The organism is Rhodococcus sp. JVH1 (genome assembly GCF_000280725.2).
GTDB classification, from domain to species: Bacteria; Actinomycetota; Actinomycetes; order Mycobacteriales; family Mycobacteriaceae; genus Rhodococcus_F; species Rhodococcus_F jostii_A.
The window spans coordinates 2,667,323-2,687,188 of record NZ_CP166289.1; the positions used below are offsets into that span (position 1 = coordinate 2,667,323).

Sequence of the window (19,866 nt, forward strand, 5' to 3'; positions counted from 1 at the left end):
GCGCGAGGGGGTCAGCCATGGGCCGCGGCCGGGCTAAGGCAAAGCAGACCAAGGTTGCACGCGAGCTGAAGTACAGCGTACCGACCACGGATTTTGACAGCCTGCAACGAGAGCTCTCAGGTGGGTCGTCCAACTCGCATCGGGACGAGGTCTTCGCTGACCAGCGTGCCGACAGGGAGGGTCACTCCCGGGAGGACGACGACGACTGGCGGCGCTGAGATCTGAAGACAACGAAATGAGGGGGAGCCGATACCGGCTCCCCCTCATTTCCACATCTTCAGCCGGTCGGGGCCACTAGCTCGCCCCGTTCCGACAAACGGCGCCCGACCCTAGAACCGCGGGTGATCGCCGGCGAGAATTGCGCGCTCCGCCGACACGTCGTGCGACTTCTTGATGCTGCCCAGCGTCCAGCAGTCGATGTGGCGCGCCGTCAGGACGGCCAGCGCACGATCGACGTCCTCGGGCGCCACGATCGCGACCATGCCGACGCCCATGTTGAACGTCTGCTCCATCTCGGCCCGCTCCACCCGGCCACGCTGCGCGATCATCGCGAAGATCGGAGCCGGGCTCCACGTGCCGCGGTCGAGTTCGGCGACCAGACCCTTCGGCATGACCCGAGCGAGGTTGTTGGCCAAGCCACCGCCGGTGACATGGCAGAACGTGCGCACGTCCGTCTCGGCGGCGAGAGCCAGGCAGTCCTTGGCGTAAATCTTCGTGGGCTCGAGCATCTCCTCGCCCAGGGTGCGGCCGAACTCGTCGACGTGCGCCGTCAGGCTCATGTGGTCGATCTCGAGCAGGACCTTGCGGGCCAGCGAGTAACCGTTGGAATGCAGTCCGGACGAACCCATGGCGATCACGACGTCGCCGGGACGGACCCGGTCGGGCCCCAGCACCTGGTCGGCTTCGACCACACCGACGCCGGTCGCGGACAGGTCGTAGTCGCCGTCCGCCATCACACCGGGGTGCTCCGCCGTCTCGCCACCGAGCAGCGCGCAACCGGCCTGGATGCAGCCTTCGGCGATGCCGCTGACGAGTTCGGCGACACGCTCCGGGACGACCCGCCCGACGGCGATGTAGTCCTGCAGGAACAGGGGCTCGGCACCACAGACGACGAGGTCGTCGACGACCATCGCGACCAGGTCCAGGCCCACGGTGTCGTGCTTGTCGAGTGCCTGAGCGACGGCGAGCTTGGTGCCCACCCCGTCCGTGGACGCCGCGAGCAGCGGCTCCTTGTAGTCACCCTTGAGCGAGAACAGACCCGCGAATCCACCGAGACCACCGAGAACCTCGGGACGGCTGGCGCGCTTGGCCAAGGGAGCGAAGAGTTCCACCGCCCGATCGCCTGCGGCGATGTCCACTCCTGCGGCGGCGTAGGACGCGCCAGGGCGACTTGTCGGATCCTCGGTCATGTGGTTGTTACTCCAGCCTTCTGTTGCTCGTCAAAATCGTGTCGGTCGGGCAATCGAGTGCTGTGATTGCGTCCTTACGGTACCGGAGTACGTTCTCCGGCCGGATCCCGATGTACCGGCCTACGGCCGACTGAGGGCGTTCGCGTTGTCGTTCTCCCGCGTCGCGGGACCGCCTGCCGCGCTCTCGAGCATTCCCTCGAGAACGTTCTTTCCGATCGACGTCTCCGTGGGGAGCGCGATGGGGTACGTGCCGTCGAAGCAGGCCGCGCACAATCGCGACGCAGGCTGCTCGGTGGCGGCGATCATGCCTTCGGTGGAGATGTAGCCGAGGGTGTCGGCGCCGATGGAACGGCGCACGCCTTCGAGCATCTCGTCGAAGCTCCCGGGCTCGCCGCCGCCGCCCGCGCCGTTGGCGATCAGCTCGGCCGGGGAGGCGAAGTCGATGCCGTAGAAGCAGGGCCACTTGACCGGCGGCGACGCGATCCGGACATGGATCTCCAGTGCGCCGGCCTCGCGGAGCATCCGGATGAGCGCGCGCTGGGTGTTGCCGCGGACGATCGAATCGTCCACCACCACGAGGCGCTTGCCGCGGATGACTTCCTTGAGCGGGTTGAGCTTGAGGCGGATACCGAGCTGGCGGATCGTCTGCGACGGCTGGATGAACGTGCGGCCGACGTAGGCGTTCTTCATCAGACCCTGGCCGTACGGAATGCCCGACCCCTGCGCGTAACCGACCGCGGCCGGAGTGCCCGATTCGGGGACCGGGATGACGAGGTCGCCCTCGGCGGGGTGCTCGGTGGCGAGGCGACGGCCGATCTCGACGCGGGTGGAATGCACCGAACGTCCGGCGATGACACTGTCCGGACGGGCCAGGTACACGTACTCGAACACGCAGCCCTTGGGCTCGGGGTTCGCGAAACGGGAGGAGCGGACGCCGTCGGCGTCGATGGCGAGCAGTTCGCCGGGCTCGATGTCGCGGACGAAGGACGCGCCGACGATGTCGAGTGCGGCCGTCTCGCTGGCCACGACCCAGCCGCGGTCCAGGCGTCCGAGGCACAGCGGACGGATGCCGTGCGGGTCACGGGCCGCGTAGAGCGTGTGCTCGTCCATGAAGGTGAGGCAGAACGCGCCGCGCAATGTCGGCAGGAGCTTCATGGCGGCCTGCTCGATGGTGCTGTCGGCGGCGGCGTGCGCAAGAAGGGCCCCGACGACGTCCGAGTCGGACGTGGCGCCGCCGGGCCGCTTGTCGTTGACCAGTCCGGCTTCACGGGCGCGCTGCGCCAGCTCCGCCGTGTTGACGAGGTTGCCGTTGTGCCCGAGGGCGATGCCGCTGCCCGCGGCGGTGGTGCGGAAGATCGGCTGCGCGTTCTCCCACGTGGTCGAGCCCGTGGTGGAGTAGCGACAGTGACCGACGGCGACGTGGCCCGGCATCGCTGCCAGGGTCTGTTCGTCGAACACCTGGCTGACCAACCCGAGGTCCTTGAAGACCAGCACCTGCGAACCGTCGGCAACGGCGATGCCCGCCGCTTCCTGCCCACGGTGCTGCAGAGCATAAAGTCCGTAGTAGGTGAGTTTCGCCACATCCTCTCCCGGCGCCCAGACGCCGAAGACTCCGCATTCCTCGCGGGGCTCGTTTTCGTCCTCGTCGGACGGGTTCGAAGAGAGAAGATTAGGACTGTGGACCGACAGATCGGCTCTGGTCACCGGGGTGCTCCCTGGGGATGGGCGTGTGAGGGGCAAGGTCAGTCTACGTGCCCTGCGCCGTCGCTTCGCCCACGGTGCCGATCGAACCGGCCCGACTCCCGGACGGACGGCCGAAAATAGATTAGTTTCGGTATCGATCAGCATCCTCGAACCACAGAGCGGGGGCTTGTCCGATGAACGTCCGCAGCACCGCACCGACCGCCGCAGAACGCCTGCTGAGCGCCTTCGAAGGTGCGATGGGCATCCCCATTCCCGTGCACGTCCGATGCTGGGACGGCTCGGAAGCCGGCCCCGACTCCGATGTCACCATCGTCTTCCGCAACCGCCGGGCCATCCGGAGGGTGCTCTGGTCGCCGAACGAACTCGGTCTCGTCCGGGCCTACGTGTCCGGTGACCTCGAGATCGAGGGCGACGTCTTCCGGCTGCTGACGCTTCCGGACCTCGTCGACCGGCTGGGCACTCTCGGCGTCCGCGGATTCGACCGCGGCACCGTCCTGAAGTCGCTGTCGACGTTCGTCCGGCTCGGCGGCCTCGGACTCCGGCCGACACCGCCGTCGGTGGAGGTGTCGCGGCGCCGCGGCGCCAAGCACAGCAAGGCGCGCGACGCGTCCTCGGTCTCACATCACTACGACGTCGGCAACGATTTCTACCGCCTGTTCCTCGGTCCGACGATGGTCTACTCCTGCGGCTACTGGGACCAGCGATCCGACGACCGCGGTGCGATCGGGACGCTCGAGGAAGCGCAGAACGACAAGCTGGACCTGGTCTGCCGCAAGCTCGGTCTCCAGTCGGGCATGCGACTGCTGGACGTGGGCTGCGGCTGGGGTTCGATGGCGATCCACGCCGCCGAGAAGTACGACGTGTCCGTCGTCGGGGTCACTCTCAGCCACGAACAGGCCGAATGGGCGCGGGCGAGGGTCTCCGAGGCCGGGCTGTCGGATCTGATCGAGATCCGCGTGCAGGACTACCGCGACGTCGTCGACGGTCCGTTCGACGCGATCTCCAGCATCGGCATGTCCGAACACGTCGGCGACTCCGCGCTGCCGGAATATGCGCAGCACCTACTCGACCTTCTGCGTCCCGAAGGCCGGCTGCTCAACCACGCGATCGCCTCGGTCCGGTCGCTCACCGGCACCGACACCTCGTCGGGGTTGATCGAGAACTACATCTTCCCGGACGGCGAGGTGCTGCCGCTGAGCAGAACGCTCGACGCCTTCGAGCGCGCCGGACTCGAGGTGCGCGACGTCGAGGCCCTCCGGGAGCACTACGCACTCACCCTGCGGGCGTGGGTGGGCAGACTCCGCGACTCCTGGGACGACGCGAGCCGGCTCGCCGGCGCGGAGCGGGCCCGCACCTGGTTGCTGTACCTCGCGGCCAGCGCCCTGGGGTTCGAGGAGAAGGGCCGGCTGACGATCCATCAGGTGCTGGCCGTGCGCCCGTCCGACGACGGGTCGAGCGGCCTGCCGCGCACCCGCGCGTTGTGGCTGGGCTGACTACACGCGCAGCAGCGGCAGCCAGTGGGCGATCTCCCCGGCGCGACTCCCCGACACCGACACCCCGCCGCCGGCGGTCGCGCTGTCGAACTCCAGCAGTCCGGTCACCATCAGCAGCCACGTCCGGGGGTCGGTTTCCACGACGTTGGGTGGGGTGCCGCGGGTGTGCCGCGGGCCCTCGATGCACTGGACCGCGACGAACGGCGGAACCCGGACCTCCACGCTCGAACCGGGCGCGACCTGCTCGAGCGTCCGCGCGCTGAGCCGGACCGCCGCGGCCAGCTGGGTGCGGGACGGTTTCTCCTCGGAATCGCCGCGCAGCCACGGGCCGACCTCGAGTACGGCGGCTCTCAGTTCGGCGGGATCTACGGCTCGGCGCGGCGGCATACGCTCAATCTACTGTGCGGGCCCGCACGAGTTCGGCGGCAACCGCCCCACCGACGTTGATCGAAAGGTGCAGCAGTGCAGGGGCTACGACGCTGCCGCTGCGGCGACGCGCCCACTCGAACAGCCACGCGGAGCAGCCGGTGAGCAGCACGCTCACGGCGACGCCGTCACCGGCGATCCGGGCCGCGCGCACGTGCCACAGCCCGAACGTGGCGGCGTGCAGGACGTGGGCCGTCGCAGGTGGCCAGGCCCGTCGCAGCATCGCGGACAGGACGCTGCGGAACAGCAGTTCCTCGTGCGCCACGGTCCCCACCGGAATCCGGAACCCCACCCAGCCGGCGAAATCGGTGACGTCGTCGCCGGTCGGCACACGCCTGCGCAGTGCGGGCACACTCAGCGTGATCACGTATCCGGCGAGTGGGATCACCGACGCCAGGGCGCCGTACCGCAACCCGGACCGGGCCTTCGACGCGGACAGGCCGAGTTCGTCGATGCCATAACCCGCGGCGCGTACTGCTCCCACGACCGACAGCCCGAGCGCGCCTCCCGCGACCGCCCGCCCGTACGGGCCGAGCCCCGAACCGGGCAGCACCACGTTGCTCCACAGCACGGCCGCCGCCGCGCCGGCAACGGAGGCGAGCCTGCTCACTTCTCCGGGCCCTCTGTCCCGGAGAGGGATTCGAGAGTGGACCGGACGCGTTCGGTGTCGACGGGCGTCCATCCCTCGGGCTGGGCGACCGTGATCCAGCCGTCGAGGACGAGAGTCCCGTAATTGTGGCCGTGCCCGTCCGGCACGCCTGCGGCGTTGGTGAGGTCGGCGGAGACCTGCCAGAACGTCACGAACGGAAACCATTTCATGGACGGCGAACGATCCTCGCCCGGTGGTTCCTTCAACCAGTCGGGGCGGGTGAACGCCAGGTCGGGCGACCACCACACCACGGGATCGGACGGGTGCTGCACGTACAGGATGCGCGGTGACAGCCACTCGCCGGTTTCCTCGACCATGTCGGCGGAGTCGTCGGCGAACCGCACCACCAGACCCGCCGCGTACTCGGGATCCACCTCGGGCGTGCCGGGGTCGCGGCGCTGGATCAGCTGCCCCCACAGGCGGTTCGAGTTGGGCGGCCCGACCCACAACACGCCGTCGACGGTCTGCCGGATGTCGCTCAGCGTGCCGAAGGCGCCCTCCCCCGCCTGGGTGCCGAGACTTTCGCCGTAGACCAGCAGTTTGGGGCGCGTCGCCTCGGGTTCCTGCAACCACCGCTCGTGCACGCGGTCGATCAGTTTCTTCCCCGCCTCCGCGGCCTTCTCGCGGTCGGCGAGGAACGAGATCCAGCTCGGCAGGAACGAGTACTGGCTGGCCACCAATGCCGTGTCACCGTTGTGGACCAGCTCGATCGCCTGCGCCGCAGTCGGATTGACCCAGCCGGTGCCGGTGGTGGGGATGACGACGAGGACCGTGCGCGAGAACGCGCCGGTCCGCTCGAGTTCGTCGATGACGATGTCCATGCGCGCGTCCGGGTCCTCGGCGGTCTCCAGCCCGGCGTAGACGCGGATGGGGTCCTTGGCCGGTGTGCCGTTGGCTGCCGTGAGTTCGTCGGCGTCGAGGCCTCGGGACACGAAGTTCCGACCCTCGTACCCGAGGGTGTCCCAGGGCGCGCGCGACTCGGGGCTGCCCGACTTCTCGGGGTCGAGTGGTTGCTCGGTGCCGTCGCGGGTGGTCGAATTCTGCAGGCTGAACGCCGCATTCGTGGCTGCGTAGACGCCGCGCATCAGAACACCGTCGACGAGCAGGAAGAACAGCACCGTCACGATGAGGATGCCGACGGTGGTGGCCGTCGGGATCGCGAGGCGCCACCGCCGGATGAGTCGTGCCGCGATCCACCGCACCAGTTCGCGCAACAGCCGCCACACCGAGATGATCGCGGCGCCCACCAGCAGACTCAGTCCGCCCGTGCGGATGTAACCGGTGGTGGTGGTGCCCTCCGCCCCCATCAGTGCGGCGATCTCACGCTGCCATGCCGCGGAGTACGCGAGCATCACGAGACTCACGACCACGCACGTCACCGTCACGACGACGCGCAGGCCGGTGGACCACGGTTCCGGCAGCGGCCACCACGACCGGTGCCGCAGGAAGTAGCGACGCACCAGCCAGCCGACCACCGTTCCCACCGTGTAACCGATCGCGGCGTTGATGCCGCCAATGAGCCCCTGGAACAGCCAGTCGCGGGGCAGCAGCGACGGCGTCAGCGACCAGCAGAAGAACAGCGTCGCGAACCCGATGCCGGTGAAGTCGAGCCGAAGTAAACGCCAGGTCCGGTCGAGTCGGGGACCGTGGAGGAGTGCAGGATCAACCAGCCGCGAGAATTCCCGCGGCCCCCTGTCAACCCTCTCCAATGCCCCCGATTCGACCATTCATCACCCGAACAATGCCGGCAGAGTTCCCTCGAACGTCGTGCGCAGCTCGGCCAGCGAGACCGAGAACTGGCCCTGGACCTCGACGGAATCGGACCCCTCGTCCACCACACCGATGCGCACCCACGGGAGATTACGGGCCGTGCACATACCGGTAAAGCGCGTTTCCTCGGTGCGCGGGACCGCGACGAGCACGCGGCCCGACGACTCGGAGAACAGGGTGACGAACGGATCGGCGTCGTCGGGAAGCAGGATGCGGCAGCCCGTCTCCCCGGCCAGCGCGGCCTCGACGACGGTCTGCGCGAGACCGCCTTCGGACAGGTCGTGCGCCGCGGACACCAGTCCGTCGCGGGACGCCGCGAGGAGGATGTCGGCCAGCAACTGCTCCCGCTCGAGGTCGACCTTCGGCGGCACGCCGCCGAGGTGGCCGTGCTCGACCTGCGACCAGATGGACCCGTCGAACTCGTCGCGGGTGTCGCCGAGCAGGATCAGCGTTTCGCCCGGTTCCAGTCCGAGACCGGTGGGGATGCGACGGTGCACGTCGTCGATGACGCCGAGCACGGCCACCACCGGGGTGGGCAGGATCGGGGTCGACCCGGTCTGGTTGTAGAAGCTGACGTTGCCGCCGGTGACGGGGATGCCGAGCTTCGCGCAGCCGTCCGCCAGGCCGCGGACGGCCTGCTGGAACTGCCACATGACGCCCGGATCCTCGGGGGACCCGAAGTTCAGGCAGTTGCTGACGGCCTTCGGCGTCGCGCCGGTGACGGCGACGTTGCGGAAGGCCTCGGCGAGCGCCAGCTGGGCGCCGGCGTACGGGTCGAGCGCCGTGTAGCGGCCGGACGCGTCGGTGGCGAGGGCGATGCCGCGGCCCGTCTTCTCGTCGACGCGGATCACGCCGGAGTCGGCGTTCTCGGCCAGGACGGTGTTGCCGCGCACGTAGCGGTCGTACTGCTCGGTGATCCACTTGCGGCTGCACAGCGCCGGGGACGCGAGCATCTTCAGCAGGGTGGCCTTCAGTTCGTCGGCCGATTCGGGACGCGTCAGTCCGGCGGTGGTGTTGGCGACGAGGGCGTCCTGGCTCGCGGGACGCTGCACGGGACGCTCGTACACGGGACCCTCGTGGGCGACGGTGCGCGGCGGCACGTCGACGACGGTCTCGCCGTGCCAGGAGATGGTGAGCCGCTCGCCGTCGGTGACCTCACCGATGACGGTGGCGAGGACGTCCCACTTCTTGCAGACCTCCATGAACGCGTCGACGTTGTCGGGGGTGACGACCGCGCACATGCGTTCCTGGGACTCGCTGGACAGCACCTCGGCCGCGGTCATGCCGGTGGCGCGCATCGGGACCTGCTCGAGGTTGATGTGCATGCCGCCGTCGCCGGCCGCGGCGAGCTCGGACGTGGCGCAGGACAGGCCGGCGCCGCCGAGGTCCTGGATACCGACCACGAGCTTCGCGGCGTACAGCTCGAGACAGCACTCGATGAGCACCTTCTCGGTGAACGGGTCACCCACCTGCACCGCCGGAAGCTTCTTCCGGCCGGTGCCACTCTCGTCGCCGTCGAACGTCTCCGACGCGAGGACGGACACGCCGCCGATGCCGTCGAGGCCGGTGCGCGCACCGAACAGGATGATCTTGTTGCCGGCACCGGATGCGAACGCGAGGTGCAGGTCCTCGACGCGCATCGCGCCGGCACACAGAGCGTTGACCAGGGGGTTACCGGCGTACGACTCGTCGAACACGGTCTCGCCGCCGACGTTCGGGAGGCCGAGCGAGTTGCCGTAGCCGCCGACACCGCGCACCACACCGTCGACGACGCGTCGGGTGTCGGGGGCGTCCGCCGCACCGAAGCGCAGCTGGTCCATGACGGCGATGGGCCGTGCACCCATGGCCATGATGTCGCGGACGATGCCGCCGACGCCGGTGGCCGCACCCTGGTAGGGCTCCACGTAGGAGGGGTGGTTGTGGCTCTCGACCTTGAACGTGACGGCCCAGCCGTCGCCGATGTCGACGACGCCGGCGTTCTCGCCGATGCCCGCGAGCATCGAGGAACGCATCTCGTCGGTCGTGGTCTCACCGAAGTACTTCAGGTGCACCTTGGACGACTTGTAGGAGCAGTGCTCGCTCCACATCACCGAGTACATCGCCAGCTCGGCCTCGGTGGGGCGGCGGCCCAGGATCTCCTTGATGCGGGCGTACTCGTCGTCCTTCAGCCCCAGTTCCTTGAAGGGCTGTGCGACGTCGGGGGTCGCGGTGGCGGCGGTGACGGTATCGACCGGGTGTGCTGACACTGGAGGTGGGGTCCCTTCCCTACGGGAGTCAAGAGAGGCAAGCCGGGAGTCACGGTCGGCGCAAGCCGGGTGGCGACGAGCCGTACGTCAGTCTATCCGGCGGCTCGTTCCGGTACCGACCTGGCGCTCCTCGCCCCGCTTCCTCACGCCGTCGGTGTGAGGAAGGCCGCAAGCGCGTCGGAGTAGGCACGCACGTCACGGGCGCCCATCAGCTCCCGCGACGAGTGCATTCCGAGCTGGGCAGCACCCACGTCGACGGTGCTCAGCCCGGTCCTGGACGCGGTGATCGGGCCGATGGTCGAACCGCACGGCAGGTCGGCCCGGTGCACGTACCGCTGCAGCGGCACGCCGGCCTGGTCGCAGGCGAGGGCGAACGCGCCGGCTCCGGCCGCGTCGGTGGCGTAGCGCAGGTTCTGGTTGACCTTGAGCACCGGTCCCCCGTTGACGGCGATGTGGTGTGCGGGCTCGTGCCGCTCCGGGTAGTTGGGGTGGGTCGCGTGCGCCATGTCCCCGGACGCGCAGATCGATCCGGCCATCGTCTGCAGGAATTCTTCGCGACCACCGCCACGGCCGAGGACGATGCGCTCGAGGACGGTGCTCAGCAGATCGGAGAACGCGCCCCGATCGGACATGCTCCCCACCTCCTCGTGGTCGAACAGCGCGAGCACCGGCACCCGGTCACCGGGGTTCTCGGCCGCCGCCAGCAGCGCCTGGGTGCCCGCGTAGCAGGTGCCCTGGTTGTCGAGTCGCGGCGCGCTGACAAGGTCCTGTCCCGTTCCGACGAGGGTGCTGGGCGCGAGATCGTGGGTCATCAGTTCCCACCCGAGCACCGCGTCGGCGGGCACCTCCGCCCGGTCGGCCATGAAGTCGATGAACGAGCGGCGTTCGGACCCCACGCCCCACACCCCGTTGAGGTGGCGCTGCGGATCGAGGTGGACGCCCTTGCGGTCCTCGGACAGGTGGATCGCCAGCTGCGGGACGCGCAGGATCGGTTCGTCGACGCGGACGAGTTTCTCCTCGACCGCGTTGCCGGCCCGCACGCTCAACCGCCCGGAGATGCCCAGGTCGCGGTCGAGCCACGAGTTGAGCCACGCGCCGCCGTACGGTTCGAGACCCACCAGCTGCCACCCTGCCGACGACAGGTCCGGGTGCTGCTTGACGCGCAGGTTCGGGCTGTCGGTGTGCCCGCCTACGATGCGGAACGGCGCCGTCCGGCCCAGCCCGTCGGTACTCCACGCGATGAGGGAACCGCCGCGCACCAGGAAGTACCGGCCGGGCTCGCCGGGCCACGAGTCGGTCTCGTGCAACTCGGTGAAACCGTTGCCGGTCAGCAACATCGACACCGTCGCGCACACATGGAAGGGCGACGGTGATGCATCGACGAAGGTGCAGAGTCCCTGGGCGTCGGCCCACGTAGTGGAAGGCATGGGGTCAATCATGCAGGACCCGCTGTTACGTGTGGGGACCCGAGACGCAGAACTGGTTGCCGTCGGGATCGGCGAGCGTGACCCATCGGAAATCGCCCATCTCGTGCTGCGCGACCTCCGTCGCGCCCTCGGCACTCAGCCTGCCCACCTCGCCGTCGAGGTCGTCGGACGCCAGGTCGAGGTGGATGCGGTTCTTTCCCGGAGTGGGGTCGCCGACCTTCTGGAACGCCAGCTTCTGCGCGGAATCCGGTAGGGCGACGACGTAGAACCAGCCGTCGTTCTCCTGCTCGATCGTGCCCGCCGTCTGCTTCGCCCACCATTTCGCGAGCGGCCCCGGATCCGTGGTGTCGAACGTGATCATGCCGAGTGTGAGTGCCATGCCCGCAGAGTAGACGTGACCACCGACACGTTTCGTGGCTTCAGAGGAACTCCTCGATCACCCTCACGGCGGCGTCCACTCCACCCGCAGAACGCAACTCGGCGGCGAGCTCCGCGCTGCGGCGCCGGACCGGCTCGGCGGCGACGTGCGTGAGGGCGTCCCGCAACTCGGCTGCCGACACGTCCGAACTGTCCACTCGCACCGCGACTCCCGCGGCGACGAGCGCGTCGGCGTTCTCGAACTGGTCGGTGGCCTGCGGCGCGGCGATCATCGGCGTTCCCGTGAACATTCCTTCGCTGGACCCGCCCATGCCGGCGTGGGTGAGGAACGCGTCGGCCTGCCCGAGGATGTCGAACTGGGGCACCCACCGGTGGACGTCGACGTTGCCGGGCACGGTCCCGAGTTCGGCGACGTCGACGTGCTGTCCGATCTGCAGGACGACGTGCCAGCCGTCGAGGTCGCCGAACGCCTCGATGCAGCGCCGGTAGAAGTCGGCGTGATCGGTGAACGCAGTGCCGAGCGAGACGAGCAGCACCTTCCCCGCGCCTGCAGGGCGCTGCCACCGGCCGTCGGCGGGCCGCCGGGTGGGCAGAGCCGGTCCGACGAACGTGTAGACGTCCTCGTTCACCCGGTCGGCGTTGGGCTGCATCGATTTCGCGATCAGCACGACCGCCCGCGCCGGGCGCCCGTAGAACTCGTCCGGGTCCGTCTCGACACCGTTGTCCCGCAGCAACTTCCCCTGCCGCTCGTACAGTGCCGCCCCGCGTGGGTCCGCCCGCATCGTGTCCACGAACGACTTCATGTCGTCCTCGTAGCCCTCCCACGCGACGTACGTCGGCGACAATTGCACGATCGGCACGCCCCATTCCTCGGCGAGGACGCGGGCGGGTCCTCCCGCGATGTCGTACAGGAACAGGTCGGGGCGGTCGTCCTCGTACAGCGCCCGCAGTTGGGGCAGCATCGACTCGTACTCGGCCTGGAACAGTGTGAGCTGATCGATGGTGTCACCGTCCCAGGACTTCCCGGACTCCTCCGTCGCACCCGCGGTGTTCACGCGCGGCAACGTCGAGGCGTACTCCGTGAACTCCGCTCCGATGCCCTCGACGACGTCCTTCACGGCGGCGTCGTTGGCGTATGTCACGCGGTGACCACGCGTGACGAGTTCGCGGAGAATCTCCAGGCTCGGGTTGACGTGCCCGGGCGCCGGAATGCTGACCATGGCGATGTGTGAGCGGGTCATCTTCATCCTTTCCGATACGGAACGGTCCGTCTCGCTACAGAGTGACCCGCGACTCCAGTCGAGTCAAGACGATACGTCTCGTCTGGTCTACGATCCGTTCATGCCGTCCGCCGACACTCCCCGCCGTTCCGAACGGTCCCGCGCTGCGATCCTGCAGGCCACGCAGGAACTGATCCGCGAACAGCCCTACGGGAAGATCAGCATCGAAGGCATCGCCGCGCGCGCCAAGGTCGGCAAACAGACCATCTACCGGTGGTGGCGATCCAAGGGCGCACTCGTCGTGGACGCCCTGCACGAACAGAATGCGGCCGGGGCACAGGAGGCCATGGCCCTGCCGGACACCGGCGACCTCGCCGCCGACATGCGCCTGGTCCTGCGGGCCACGGTCGACGAGTTCACCTCACCCGATTTCGAACCGCTGTTCCGGGCGCTGTCGATCGAATCGCTGCAGGACCCCGCGCTGCAGGAACAGATCGTCGAGCGGATCTACCAGCCGCAGTTCGAGTTCGTCGCGGCGCGGTTCCGTTCCGCGCAGGACGCCGGGCAGGTGCGGCCCGACGTCGACCTCACCCTCGCGTTCGAGTTGTTCATGGCGCCGATGTTCTACCGCTGGCAGAGCGGAGCCCATCCCCTCACCCACGACCACGCGGACGCCGTCGTCGACCTGGCGATGCGCGCCCTCGCACCCTGACGACCGGGATCAGCGGGCGCCGCCCACGAACCCGAAATCGCCGTCCGCCAGGTCCTCGACGTGTACGGCACGCCCCGCCGCGTCGGCGAGGGGAATCTTCCAATTCGAATACTGGGTCTCGTCGGTGCCCGGCTGATTCTGGACGCGGTACTCCCCCACAAGATCGGCGAGCGCGACACCCGTCAGCAGCGACGGGCTGCGGTTGATCAGCCGGTACAACGCCTTCACGGTGTCGGATATCGACGCGTCGTCGGCCAGCAGTCCGCGGTCGCGCGCCAATTGCAGTACGGCCTCACGCTGCCGGGCGTCGCGTTCCTTCTCGAGTTCGAGGTCGCGTTCGAGGAGCCCGAGCCGCGAGCGCAATTCGATGTGTTCGCCGGCCAGGTATCCGGCGGTCGGCGGAAGATCGTGCGTGGTAACGGATGTCAGGCACAGGGTCCGGTACTGCTCCGGCGGTGTCGGCCGCTCGCCGTCGTGCTCGAACCACAGGATCGACGTCCCCAGGATTCCGCGCTCGGCGAGGTAGTCCTGGACCTCGGGTTCGAAAACCCCGAGGTCCTCACCGATCACCACGGCGCCCGCCCGCTCCGCCTCGAGCGCGAGGATTCCGACGAGAGCCTCGTGGTCGTAGGAGACGTACGTTCCGTCCGCAGGCGACTCCGCATCGGCGGGGATCCACCACAGCCGGAACAGCCCCAGGATGTGATCGACCCGCAGCCCACCCGCGTGCTTCAGCACGGTGCGCAGCATGTCGCGGTACGGGGCATACCCCAGTTCGGCCAGCCGATCCGGTCGCCAGGGCGGCTGATTCCATTGCTGACCCTGCTGATTGAAGTCGTCGGGGGGAGCGCCGACGGTAATGCCCTCTGCCAGGGCCGTTCCCAGCGACCACGCGTCCGCACCCCCGCGCTGGACCCCGACCGCCAGATCGTGCACGATCCCGATGTCCATGCCTGCCGCCCGCGCCGCGTCCTGGGCGTCGGAAAGCTGCTCGTCGCATACCCATTGCAGCCACGAGTAGAACTCGATTCGCGGCGCGAGCTTGCGCCGCTGCGCCTGCACCCAGTCGCTGTCGGGCGCACCGGCCTGCGTCGTCCATCGCGGGTCGTCGGGCGGCAGTTTCTCGGTCAGCGCGCACCAGGTGGCGAAGTCCTGCAGTCCGTCGCCCTCGACGCGGCAGAACTCCTCGAACGCGTGCTGCCTGCTCGGGCTGCGCTCGATCCGGAAGACCCGTTCGAGCACGCGGAGTTTGGCCCGGTACGACGGGTTGCGGTCGATCCGGTCGGACCGGTCGTTCGCCCGCTCGAATCGCGCTGCGGCCTCGCGCATCCGCGCATGGCGTCGCGTCGAGAGGTACGCCGTCTCCGGGATGTTCTCGACACGGATGTACATCGGGTTGACGTAGCGGCGCGTGGTCGGCAGATACGGCGACGCCTCGATCGGTGGCCGGGGCTGGGCGGCGTGCAGTGGATTGACCAGCACGTAGTCGGCGCCGTGCACGGAACCGAAGATCGCGGCGAGATCCGCGAGGTCGCCGAAGTCCCCGACACCCCAGGACCGATGCGACCGGATCGAGTACAACTGCGTGAGCACACCCCAGCGTCGGCGGTCGCTGAGCGCGTCGGACGTCGACAATCGGTCCGGCGTCACCACAAGCGTGCACGACGAGGACGTGTGCGAGGTCGAAGCCCGCAGCGTGTGCCACCCGCACGGAACGTCGGAGGGGACGACGAACGTCGCGCGGCCGACCAGGGCGCCGTCGACCTCCCGAGGATCGACCCACACCTGGAGTTGGCGTGCCGGGACCGTCCCGCCCGACTCCGAGTCGATCGTGACGTCCACCGCCTCGCCGTGCGGAACGTGGACCACGAAACGGGTCTCGGACCCTTCCCTGCCGACGACGACGGGCGGCAGCATCCGTCGCCACGGTGCCGCGTCGCATTCGGACAGGGCGCGCCGCACGTCGTACTCCGTTGCGGCGGGAACGTCCAGGGCTGCGAGGACGCTGCGGAGTGTGTCGTCACTCACGTCGCGGCGGTGCTGATCCCAACCCCGGTACGACGTCGCCACCCCGTGCCGGGCCGCGAGGTCACGCAACTGCTCGGTGTACGTCACCCCGTCGATCGTGCCAGGTCACCTCGGAACCTGCGCGACTTCCGACCCGTGCCACCGCGGTCGGAGCGCATCGGCGTGATTGGCCCTGCGCCCAGCGGGGTAATTGTGGAGTAATCAGACGCACGGCGTCCACGGTGAGTCCGCGAGGGCACACCGTGGACGCACCACGATGCGACCGGCGACCGAGGAGTCTTCGATGCTGCTACGCCTTCCCGGAGTCTATCGCCCGCAACACGATACGCAGTTGTTGGCCGATGTCCTGGCGGCGGAGCATCTCGGACCCCATTCCCGAGTGCTCGACCTTTGCGCGGGAACCGGTGCGCTGAGCGTGCGCGCCGCCGCTGCGGGTGCGGGCCGGGTGACCGCGGTGGATGTGTCGAGGCGAGCCGCGATCAGCATCAGACTCAATTCCCTCGTCGGCGGGCACCGCATCCGGGTGATCCACGGCGATCTCGTCGAGCAGGTTCGCGACGAGCGCTTCGACGTCGTCGTGTCCAACCCGCCGTACGTTCCGGCAATGATCGACGCCGTGCCCGACCGCGGTCCGGCGCGGGCCTGGGACGCGGGAAAGAACGGTCGCGCACTGCTCGACCGAATCTGTTGCCAGGCTCCCGACGTTCTGGTCGCCGGTGGTGTGCTGCTGCTGGCGCAGTCCAGCCTCAGCGGAGTCGAGAAGACGCTGACGATGCTCGAGGAACAGAACATGCGGGTCGACGTCGCCGCGAGCGCCGAGATCCCCTTCGGACCGGTGCTGGCCGAACGCAGAGGCATGCTCGAGCGGAGAGGACTCATCGAGGCCGGCCAGACCCGCGAAGAGATCGTGGTGATCCGCGCCGTCAAGTAGAAATCGATATTGCGCCACAACGCTTTTCCGTGCCGACGACACTCCGAGGGAGCCGACATGCCGTCATCCACTCGCCTTCCCAGCCCCAACACCGAGAGCTGGGACTGGCAGATCCACGCCCTGTGCCGCGGCGTCGAATCGTCCGTGTTCTTTCATCCCGACGGCGAGCGGGGAAACGCCCGCAGCAACCGAGAACGTCGCGCAAAAGCGATCTGCCGGCGCTGCCCCGTTCTCGTCGAATGCCGGGACCACGCCCTGAGCGTGACCGAACCGTTCGGAATCTGGGGCGGGCTCACCGCGTCCGAACGCCGCGGCATCACGCAGCACGGCGAGGGAATCGTCGCCGTCTGATCCCGGCACCGTGCAGGCCCGCGGCCACACACGGTGCCGGTCGGCTCAGGCGGAGATGACGCTGTCGAGGACGGAGTAGAACATGCCGAGCCCGTCGTCGCTGGGGCCGGTGAGGGCCTCGGTGGCGTGCTCGGGGTGCGGCATGAGGCCCACGACGCGGCCGTTGGCCGAGGAGATGCCCGCGATGCCGCGCTGCGAACCGTTCGGGTTGTCGCCGACGTAGCGGAACACGACGCGTCCCTCGCCCTCGAGTTCGTCGAGGACGTTCTCCGACGCCTGGTAGCGGCCCTCGCCGGACTTGAGCGGGACGAGGATCTCGGCACCCGACTCGTAGCGGGACGTCCACGCCGTCGACGTGGCCTCGACCTTCAGCCACTCGTCGCGGCAGATGAAGTGCAGGCCCTCGTTGCGGGTGAGCGCGCCGGGCAGGAGGCCCGCTTCGCAGAGAACCTGGAAGCCGTTGCAGATACCGAGGACGGGCATGCCGCCCTGCGCGGCCTGCACGACCTTGCCCATGACGGGCGCGAACCGTGCGATGGCACCGCACCGCAGGTAGTCGCCGTAGGAGAAGCCACCGGGGACGATGACGGCGTCGACACCCTTGAGGTCGGCGTCGCCGTGCCACAGGCTCACGGCCTCGCCGCCGGCGAGGGTCACCGCGCGGGCGGCGTCGACGTCGTCGAGGGTGCCGGGGAAAGTGATGACTCCGACGCGGGCGCTCATGCTTCGACGCGCCTCACGGTCCAGTCCTCGATCACCGTGTTGGCCAGCAGGGCCTCGGCGATCTTCTCGAGCTGAGCGTCGTCGACACTGCCGTCGACCTCGAGCTCGAACCGCTTGCCCTGACGGACATCGGAAACTCCAGCGAAGCCGAGCCGCGGCAGCGCTCCGACAATGGCCTGCCCCTGGGGGTCGAGAATCTCGGCCTTGGGCATGACTTCGACGACGACACGGGCCACGTGCTGCTCCTTGTAGTAGTGCGCGAGCCCAGAGTGGAACACCGGGCACCCGGAAGTTTACCGGGCTACCTGCCTGCGGTTCGCATCGGACGAACGGGACGAGCCATGCATGCAGGCGCATACTCGATTTCATGCGACTGACTCACTTCGGCCACAGCTGCGTCCTCGTCGAGTTGAACGGTTCCACCATCCTCTTCGATCCGGGCAACTTCTCCCACGGATTCGAAGGCATCACCGGACTGGACGCGATCCTGGTCACCCACCAGCACCCCGACCACGTCGACCAGCAACGACTGCCCGCCCTCGTCGAGGCGAACCCCGGCGCGGCGCTGTACTCGGACCCGCAGACCGCGGCCCAACTCGGCGGCGCGTGGACGGGGGTGCACGCCGGCGACGAGTTCGACATCGGCGACGTGCACGTCACCGGCACCGGTGGGAGGCACGCGGTAATCCACCCCGACATCCCGGTGATCGACAACGCGGCGTTCCTGCTCGGCGACGGCGACAACCCCGCCCGCCTGATGCACCCGGGCGACTCGCTGTTCGTCCCGGAACAGAAAGTCGACGTGCTGGCGCTGCCCGCCGCGGCGCCGTGGCTGAAGATCTCCGAGGCCATCGACTACCTGCGCGCCGTCGCACCGCGGGTCGCGGTGCCCATCCACCAGGCGATCATCGCGAACGAGGCCACCGGCATCTTCTACGGCCGCTACTCGGACATGGCTCCCGCGGGCACCGAGTTCCGCACGATGCCGAGCGAGACGAGCGTCGAGGTGGCCTGACGGCCCCGTGAGTACTTATTAACCGCCCGCGGTTAATAAGTACTCACGGGTCAGGCGGCACCGATCTGCGGGATCCGCGGCTCCCAGCGGTACACCTGGGGCCGCGCGTGGTGGTAGAGCGCGAGGTCGACGGCGTCGAGCATCGCCTGCCGCGGTCCCGACGTGCCCAACTGCTTCGCGGTGACGGCGAGGCGCACCACGCCCCCACGCCTGGCGGTCCGTCCGGAGCCGAGGACGAGGGCCCGGCACCACCACGGTTCGGCGCGGAATCCCTCGCCGATCCCCAGCACCCGCGACCGCACCGACGTCTCGCGTTCGAGGTCGTGGATGGCGGTCATCGCGGCCAGCAGCCGGAACCCGGCCGACGGCAGTGCCGTGACGGCGCCCTGCGACGCCAGCCAGCGGGGCGGAGCGAACAGTCTGGTGCGCAGTCCGGTCTGTTCCATCACCCGGTCCGCCGCGAGCAGTCGCAGCCGCGCCTCGTGTTCGGGAAGCGAGGCGAACTCGGCCCGGCGACGTTTGGTCGCGGCCTGGTCGTACCCGTGGAGGACGACGGCGTCGCCTCGGGATCGGCGCGCACGGACCCAGTCCTGCGTCGCATGGTCGTTGACCAGTCGATACTTGTCTTTCAGGCGCGGGGCGACGAGCAGCGACAGCGGCACGCCGCGCGCATCCATCTCCTCGGCGAACGCGGCCGCGAAGTCGCGCGTCTCGTCCTTGATTCCTGACACCGACACGATCAGTTGTCCGGTCATGGTCCTCAGCGTGACAGGTGAACGTGAACAGCGAGCAAAGCTCGTGCGCCTTTCCGGTAGTGGGAGCTACCGAAAAGGCGCAGGAGCGCGGAGCGCCTACTACTTGGGCAGGACCGCCTCGATGGCCTCGACGACCTCGGGGGAGTCGGGCTCGGTGCGGGGACGGAACCGCTTCACTACGGTGCCGTCGGGTGCGACGAGGAACTTCTCGAAGTTCCACTGGATGTCGCCCGCGGCGCCCTCGGCGTCGGTGGCCTTGGTCAGTTCCTCGTAGAGCGGGTGCCGGTTCTCGCCGTTCACCTCGATCTTCTCCAGCAGGGGGAACGTGACGCCGTAGGTGGTGGAGCAGAAGGTCTCGATCTCTTCGGCGGTGCCGGGCTCTTGACCCATGAACTGGTTGCACGGGACGCCGATCACGGTCAGTCCGCGGTCGGCGTAATCGGTGGCGAGCTTCTCGAGGCCCTTGTACTGCGGGGTCAGTCCACACTTCGAGGCGACGTTCACCACGAGGACGGCGCGACCGTCGTATTCGCCGAGTGAGGTCGGGGTGCCGCCGAGTGTGTTGATGCCGATGTTCTGAACAGGTGTCGTCATGCGCACCAACGTAGCCAACAAACCTCTGTGCGCCC

General features: G+C 68.8%; 20 protein-coding genes. 6 read left to right on the forward strand and 14 right to left on the reverse strand.

What is annotated here, in order from left to right:
• Window positions 1-17: 17 nt before the first annotated feature.
• A complete protein-coding gene (locus tag JVH1_RS12055; protein WP_005244376.1) occupies window positions 18-218 on the forward strand; it encodes a DUF3073 domain-containing protein in 201 nt (66 codons plus the stop codon).
• Window positions 219-329: 111 nt separating this feature from the next.
• Here JVH1_RS12055 and purM read toward each other — a convergent pair whose 3' ends face one another.
• Together purM and purF are read right to left on the reverse strand one after the other, a co-directional pair.
• Entirely contained in the window at window positions 330-1,409 is a 1,080-nt protein-coding gene (purM, locus tag JVH1_RS12060; protein WP_005244377.1) for a phosphoribosylformylglycinamidine cyclo-ligase, read from the reverse strand.
• A 120-nt stretch (window positions 1,410-1,529) separates the two neighbouring features.
• Window positions 1,530-3,113: an amidophosphoribosyltransferase gene (purF, locus tag JVH1_RS12065; protein ID WP_009477905.1), complete on the reverse strand. Its 1,584-nt coding sequence runs from the start codon at window positions 3,111-3,113 to the stop codon at window positions 1,530-1,532.
• A 173-nt stretch (window positions 3,114-3,286) separates the two neighbouring features.
• Here purF and JVH1_RS12070 point away from each other — a divergent pair, with 173 nt between their 5' ends.
• Window positions 3,287-4,606 (forward strand): class I SAM-dependent methyltransferase, encoded by a 1,320-nt coding sequence (locus JVH1_RS12070; protein WP_009477903.1) that lies wholly within the window; start codon window positions 3,287-3,289, stop codon window positions 4,604-4,606.
• Here JVH1_RS12070 and JVH1_RS12075 read toward each other — a convergent pair whose 3' ends face one another.
• The 7 genes from JVH1_RS12075 to JVH1_RS12105 all read right to left on the reverse strand — a co-directional run bounded on the left by JVH1_RS12075 (window position 4,607) and on the right by JVH1_RS12105 (window position 12,749).
• Window positions 4,607-4,993: a sterol carrier family protein gene (locus tag JVH1_RS12075; RefSeq protein ID WP_009477902.1), complete on the reverse strand. Its 387-nt coding sequence runs from the start codon at window positions 4,991-4,993 to the stop codon at window positions 4,607-4,609.
• Window positions 4,994-4,997: 4 nt separating this feature from the next.
• Window positions 4,998-5,642: a CPBP family intramembrane glutamic endopeptidase gene (locus tag JVH1_RS12080; RefSeq protein WP_009477901.1), complete on the reverse strand. Its 645-nt coding sequence runs from the start codon at window positions 5,640-5,642 to the stop codon at window positions 4,998-5,000.
• Window positions 5,639-7,408 (reverse strand): alpha/beta-hydrolase family protein, encoded by a 1,770-nt coding sequence (locus JVH1_RS12085; RefSeq protein ID WP_009477900.1) that lies wholly within the window; start codon window positions 7,406-7,408, stop codon window positions 5,639-5,641. Before JVH1_RS12085 ends, JVH1_RS12080 begins: the two co-directional genes overlap by 4 nt.
• Before the next feature lie 3 nt (window positions 7,409-7,411).
• Window positions 7,412-9,697, reverse strand: a complete 2,286-nt coding sequence (purL, locus tag JVH1_RS12090; RefSeq protein ID WP_009477899.1) for a phosphoribosylformylglycinamidine synthase subunit PurL — start codon at window positions 9,695-9,697, stop codon at window positions 7,412-7,414.
• A gap of 143 nt (window positions 9,698-9,840) precedes the next feature.
• Window positions 9,841-11,124, reverse strand: coding sequence for a M18 family aminopeptidase (locus JVH1_RS12095; RefSeq protein WP_009477898.1), 1,284 nt, complete (start codon window positions 11,122-11,124; stop codon window positions 9,841-9,843).
• 25 nt (window positions 11,125-11,149) lie between these two features.
• Window positions 11,150-11,503 carry a VOC family protein gene (locus JVH1_RS12100; RefSeq protein WP_005244396.1) on the reverse strand — a complete coding sequence of 118 codons (354 nt, stop codon included), beginning with the start codon at window positions 11,501-11,503 and terminating at the stop codon, window positions 11,150-11,152.
• 40 nt (window positions 11,504-11,543) lie between these two features.
• On the reverse strand, window positions 11,544-12,749 hold the full coding sequence (locus JVH1_RS12105) for a macrolide family glycosyltransferase (protein ID WP_043780940.1): 1,206 nt from the start codon (window positions 12,747-12,749) through the stop codon (window positions 11,544-11,546).
• A 94-nt stretch (window positions 12,750-12,843) separates the two neighbouring features.
• Here JVH1_RS12105 and JVH1_RS12110 point away from each other — a divergent pair, with 94 nt between their 5' ends.
• Entirely contained in the window at window positions 12,844-13,434 is a 591-nt protein-coding gene (locus tag JVH1_RS12110; RefSeq protein ID WP_009477896.1) for a TetR/AcrR family transcriptional regulator, read from the forward strand.
• Window positions 13,435-13,443: 9 nt separating this feature from the next.
• Here JVH1_RS12110 and malQ read toward each other — a convergent pair whose 3' ends face one another.
• On the reverse strand, window positions 13,444-15,549 hold the full coding sequence (gene malQ / locus JVH1_RS12115) for a 4-alpha-glucanotransferase (RefSeq protein ID WP_009477895.1): 2,106 nt from the start codon (window positions 15,547-15,549) through the stop codon (window positions 13,444-13,446).
• A gap of 196 nt (window positions 15,550-15,745) precedes the next feature.
• On the opposite strand from malQ, the gene JVH1_RS12120 reads away from it, so the two are divergent.
• Window positions 15,746-16,393, forward strand: coding sequence for a HemK2/MTQ2 family protein methyltransferase (locus tag JVH1_RS12120; protein WP_009477894.1), 648 nt, complete (start codon window positions 15,746-15,748; stop codon window positions 16,391-16,393).
• 57 nt (window positions 16,394-16,450) lie between these two features.
• A complete protein-coding gene (locus tag JVH1_RS12125; RefSeq protein ID WP_009477893.1) occupies window positions 16,451-16,744 on the forward strand; it encodes a WhiB family transcriptional regulator in 294 nt (97 codons plus the stop codon).
• A gap of 45 nt (window positions 16,745-16,789) precedes the next feature.
• Here JVH1_RS12125 and purQ read toward each other — a convergent pair whose 3' ends face one another.
• Together purQ and purS are read right to left on the reverse strand one after the other, a co-directional pair.
• Window positions 16,790-17,467: a phosphoribosylformylglycinamidine synthase subunit PurQ gene (gene purQ / locus JVH1_RS12130; protein WP_009477892.1), complete on the reverse strand. Its 678-nt coding sequence runs from the start codon at window positions 17,465-17,467 to the stop codon at window positions 16,790-16,792.
• Window positions 17,464-17,703, reverse strand: a complete 240-nt coding sequence (gene purS / locus JVH1_RS12135) for a phosphoribosylformylglycinamidine synthase subunit PurS (RefSeq protein ID WP_005244409.1) — start codon at window positions 17,701-17,703, stop codon at window positions 17,464-17,466. Before purS ends, purQ begins: the two co-directional genes overlap by 4 nt.
• Before the next feature lie 131 nt (window positions 17,704-17,834).
• Between purS and JVH1_RS12140 the strand changes: the two genes are divergently transcribed.
• The gene (locus tag JVH1_RS12140; RefSeq protein WP_009477891.1) at window positions 17,835-18,482 is read left to right on the forward strand and encodes an MBL fold metallo-hydrolase; all 648 of its coding nucleotides are present in this window, start codon (window positions 17,835-17,837) and stop codon (window positions 18,480-18,482) included.
• Window positions 18,483-18,532: 50 nt separating this feature from the next.
• Here the strand turns inward: JVH1_RS12140 and JVH1_RS12145 are convergent, their stop codons facing one another.
• Both JVH1_RS12145 and JVH1_RS12150 read right to left on the reverse strand, forming a co-directional pair.
• Complete coding sequence (locus JVH1_RS12145; protein ID WP_009477890.1) at window positions 18,533-19,237, reverse strand: DUF2334 domain-containing protein; 705 nt, start codon at window positions 19,235-19,237, stop codon at window positions 18,533-18,535.
• A 99-nt stretch (window positions 19,238-19,336) separates the two neighbouring features.
• The gene (locus tag JVH1_RS12150; RefSeq protein ID WP_009477889.1) at window positions 19,337-19,831 is read right to left on the reverse strand and encodes a glutathione peroxidase; all 495 of its coding nucleotides are present in this window, start codon (window positions 19,829-19,831) and stop codon (window positions 19,337-19,339) included.
• Between the last annotated feature and the right edge of the window lie 35 nt (window positions 19,832-19,866).

Excerpts from the sequence above, each read along its gene's own strand:
- JVH1_RS12055 (WP_005244376.1), top strand. The coding sequence starts at position 18 with ATGGGCCGCGGCCGGGCTAAGGCAAAGCAGACCAAGGTTGCACGCGAG.
- purM (WP_005244377.1), bottom strand. The coding sequence starts at position 1,409 with ATGACCGAGGATCCGACAAGTCGCCCTGGCGCGTCCTACGCCGCCGCA.
- JVH1_RS12070 (WP_009477903.1), top strand. The coding sequence starts at position 3,287 with ATGAACGTCCGCAGCACCGCACCGACCGCCGCAGAACGCCTGCTGAGC.
- JVH1_RS12075 (WP_009477902.1), bottom strand. The coding sequence starts at position 4,993 with ATGCCGCCGCGCCGAGCCGTAGATCCCGCCGAACTGAGAGCCGCCGTA.
- JVH1_RS12085 (WP_009477900.1), bottom strand. The coding sequence starts at position 7,408 with ATGGTCGAATCGGGGGCATTGGAGAGGGTTGACAGGGGGCCGCGGGAA.
- JVH1_RS12095 (WP_009477898.1), bottom strand. The coding sequence starts at position 11,124 with ATGCCTTCCACTACGTGGGCCGACGCCCAGGGACTCTGCACCTTCGTC.
- JVH1_RS12100 (WP_005244396.1), bottom strand. The coding sequence starts at position 11,503 with ATGGCACTCACACTCGGCATGATCACGTTCGACACCACGGATCCGGGG.
- JVH1_RS12105 (WP_043780940.1), bottom strand. The coding sequence starts at position 12,749 with ATGAAGATGACCCGCTCACACATCGCCATGGTCAGCATTCCGGCGCCC.
- JVH1_RS12110 (WP_009477896.1), top strand. The coding sequence starts at position 12,844 with ATGCCGTCCGCCGACACTCCCCGCCGTTCCGAACGGTCCCGCGCTGCG.
- JVH1_RS12120 (WP_009477894.1), top strand. The coding sequence starts at position 15,746 with ATGCTGCTACGCCTTCCCGGAGTCTATCGCCCGCAACACGATACGCAG.
- JVH1_RS12125 (WP_009477893.1), top strand. The coding sequence starts at position 16,451 with ATGCCGTCATCCACTCGCCTTCCCAGCCCCAACACCGAGAGCTGGGAC.
- purQ (WP_009477892.1), bottom strand. The coding sequence starts at position 17,467 with ATGAGCGCCCGCGTCGGAGTCATCACTTTCCCCGGCACCCTCGACGAC.
- JVH1_RS12140 (WP_009477891.1), top strand. The coding sequence starts at position 17,835 with ATGCGACTGACTCACTTCGGCCACAGCTGCGTCCTCGTCGAGTTGAAC.
- JVH1_RS12145 (WP_009477890.1), bottom strand. The coding sequence starts at position 19,237 with ATGACCGGACAACTGATCGTGTCGGTGTCAGGAATCAAGGACGAGACG.
- JVH1_RS12150 (WP_009477889.1), bottom strand. The coding sequence starts at position 19,831 with ATGACGACACCTGTTCAGAACATCGGCATCAACACACTCGGCGGCACC.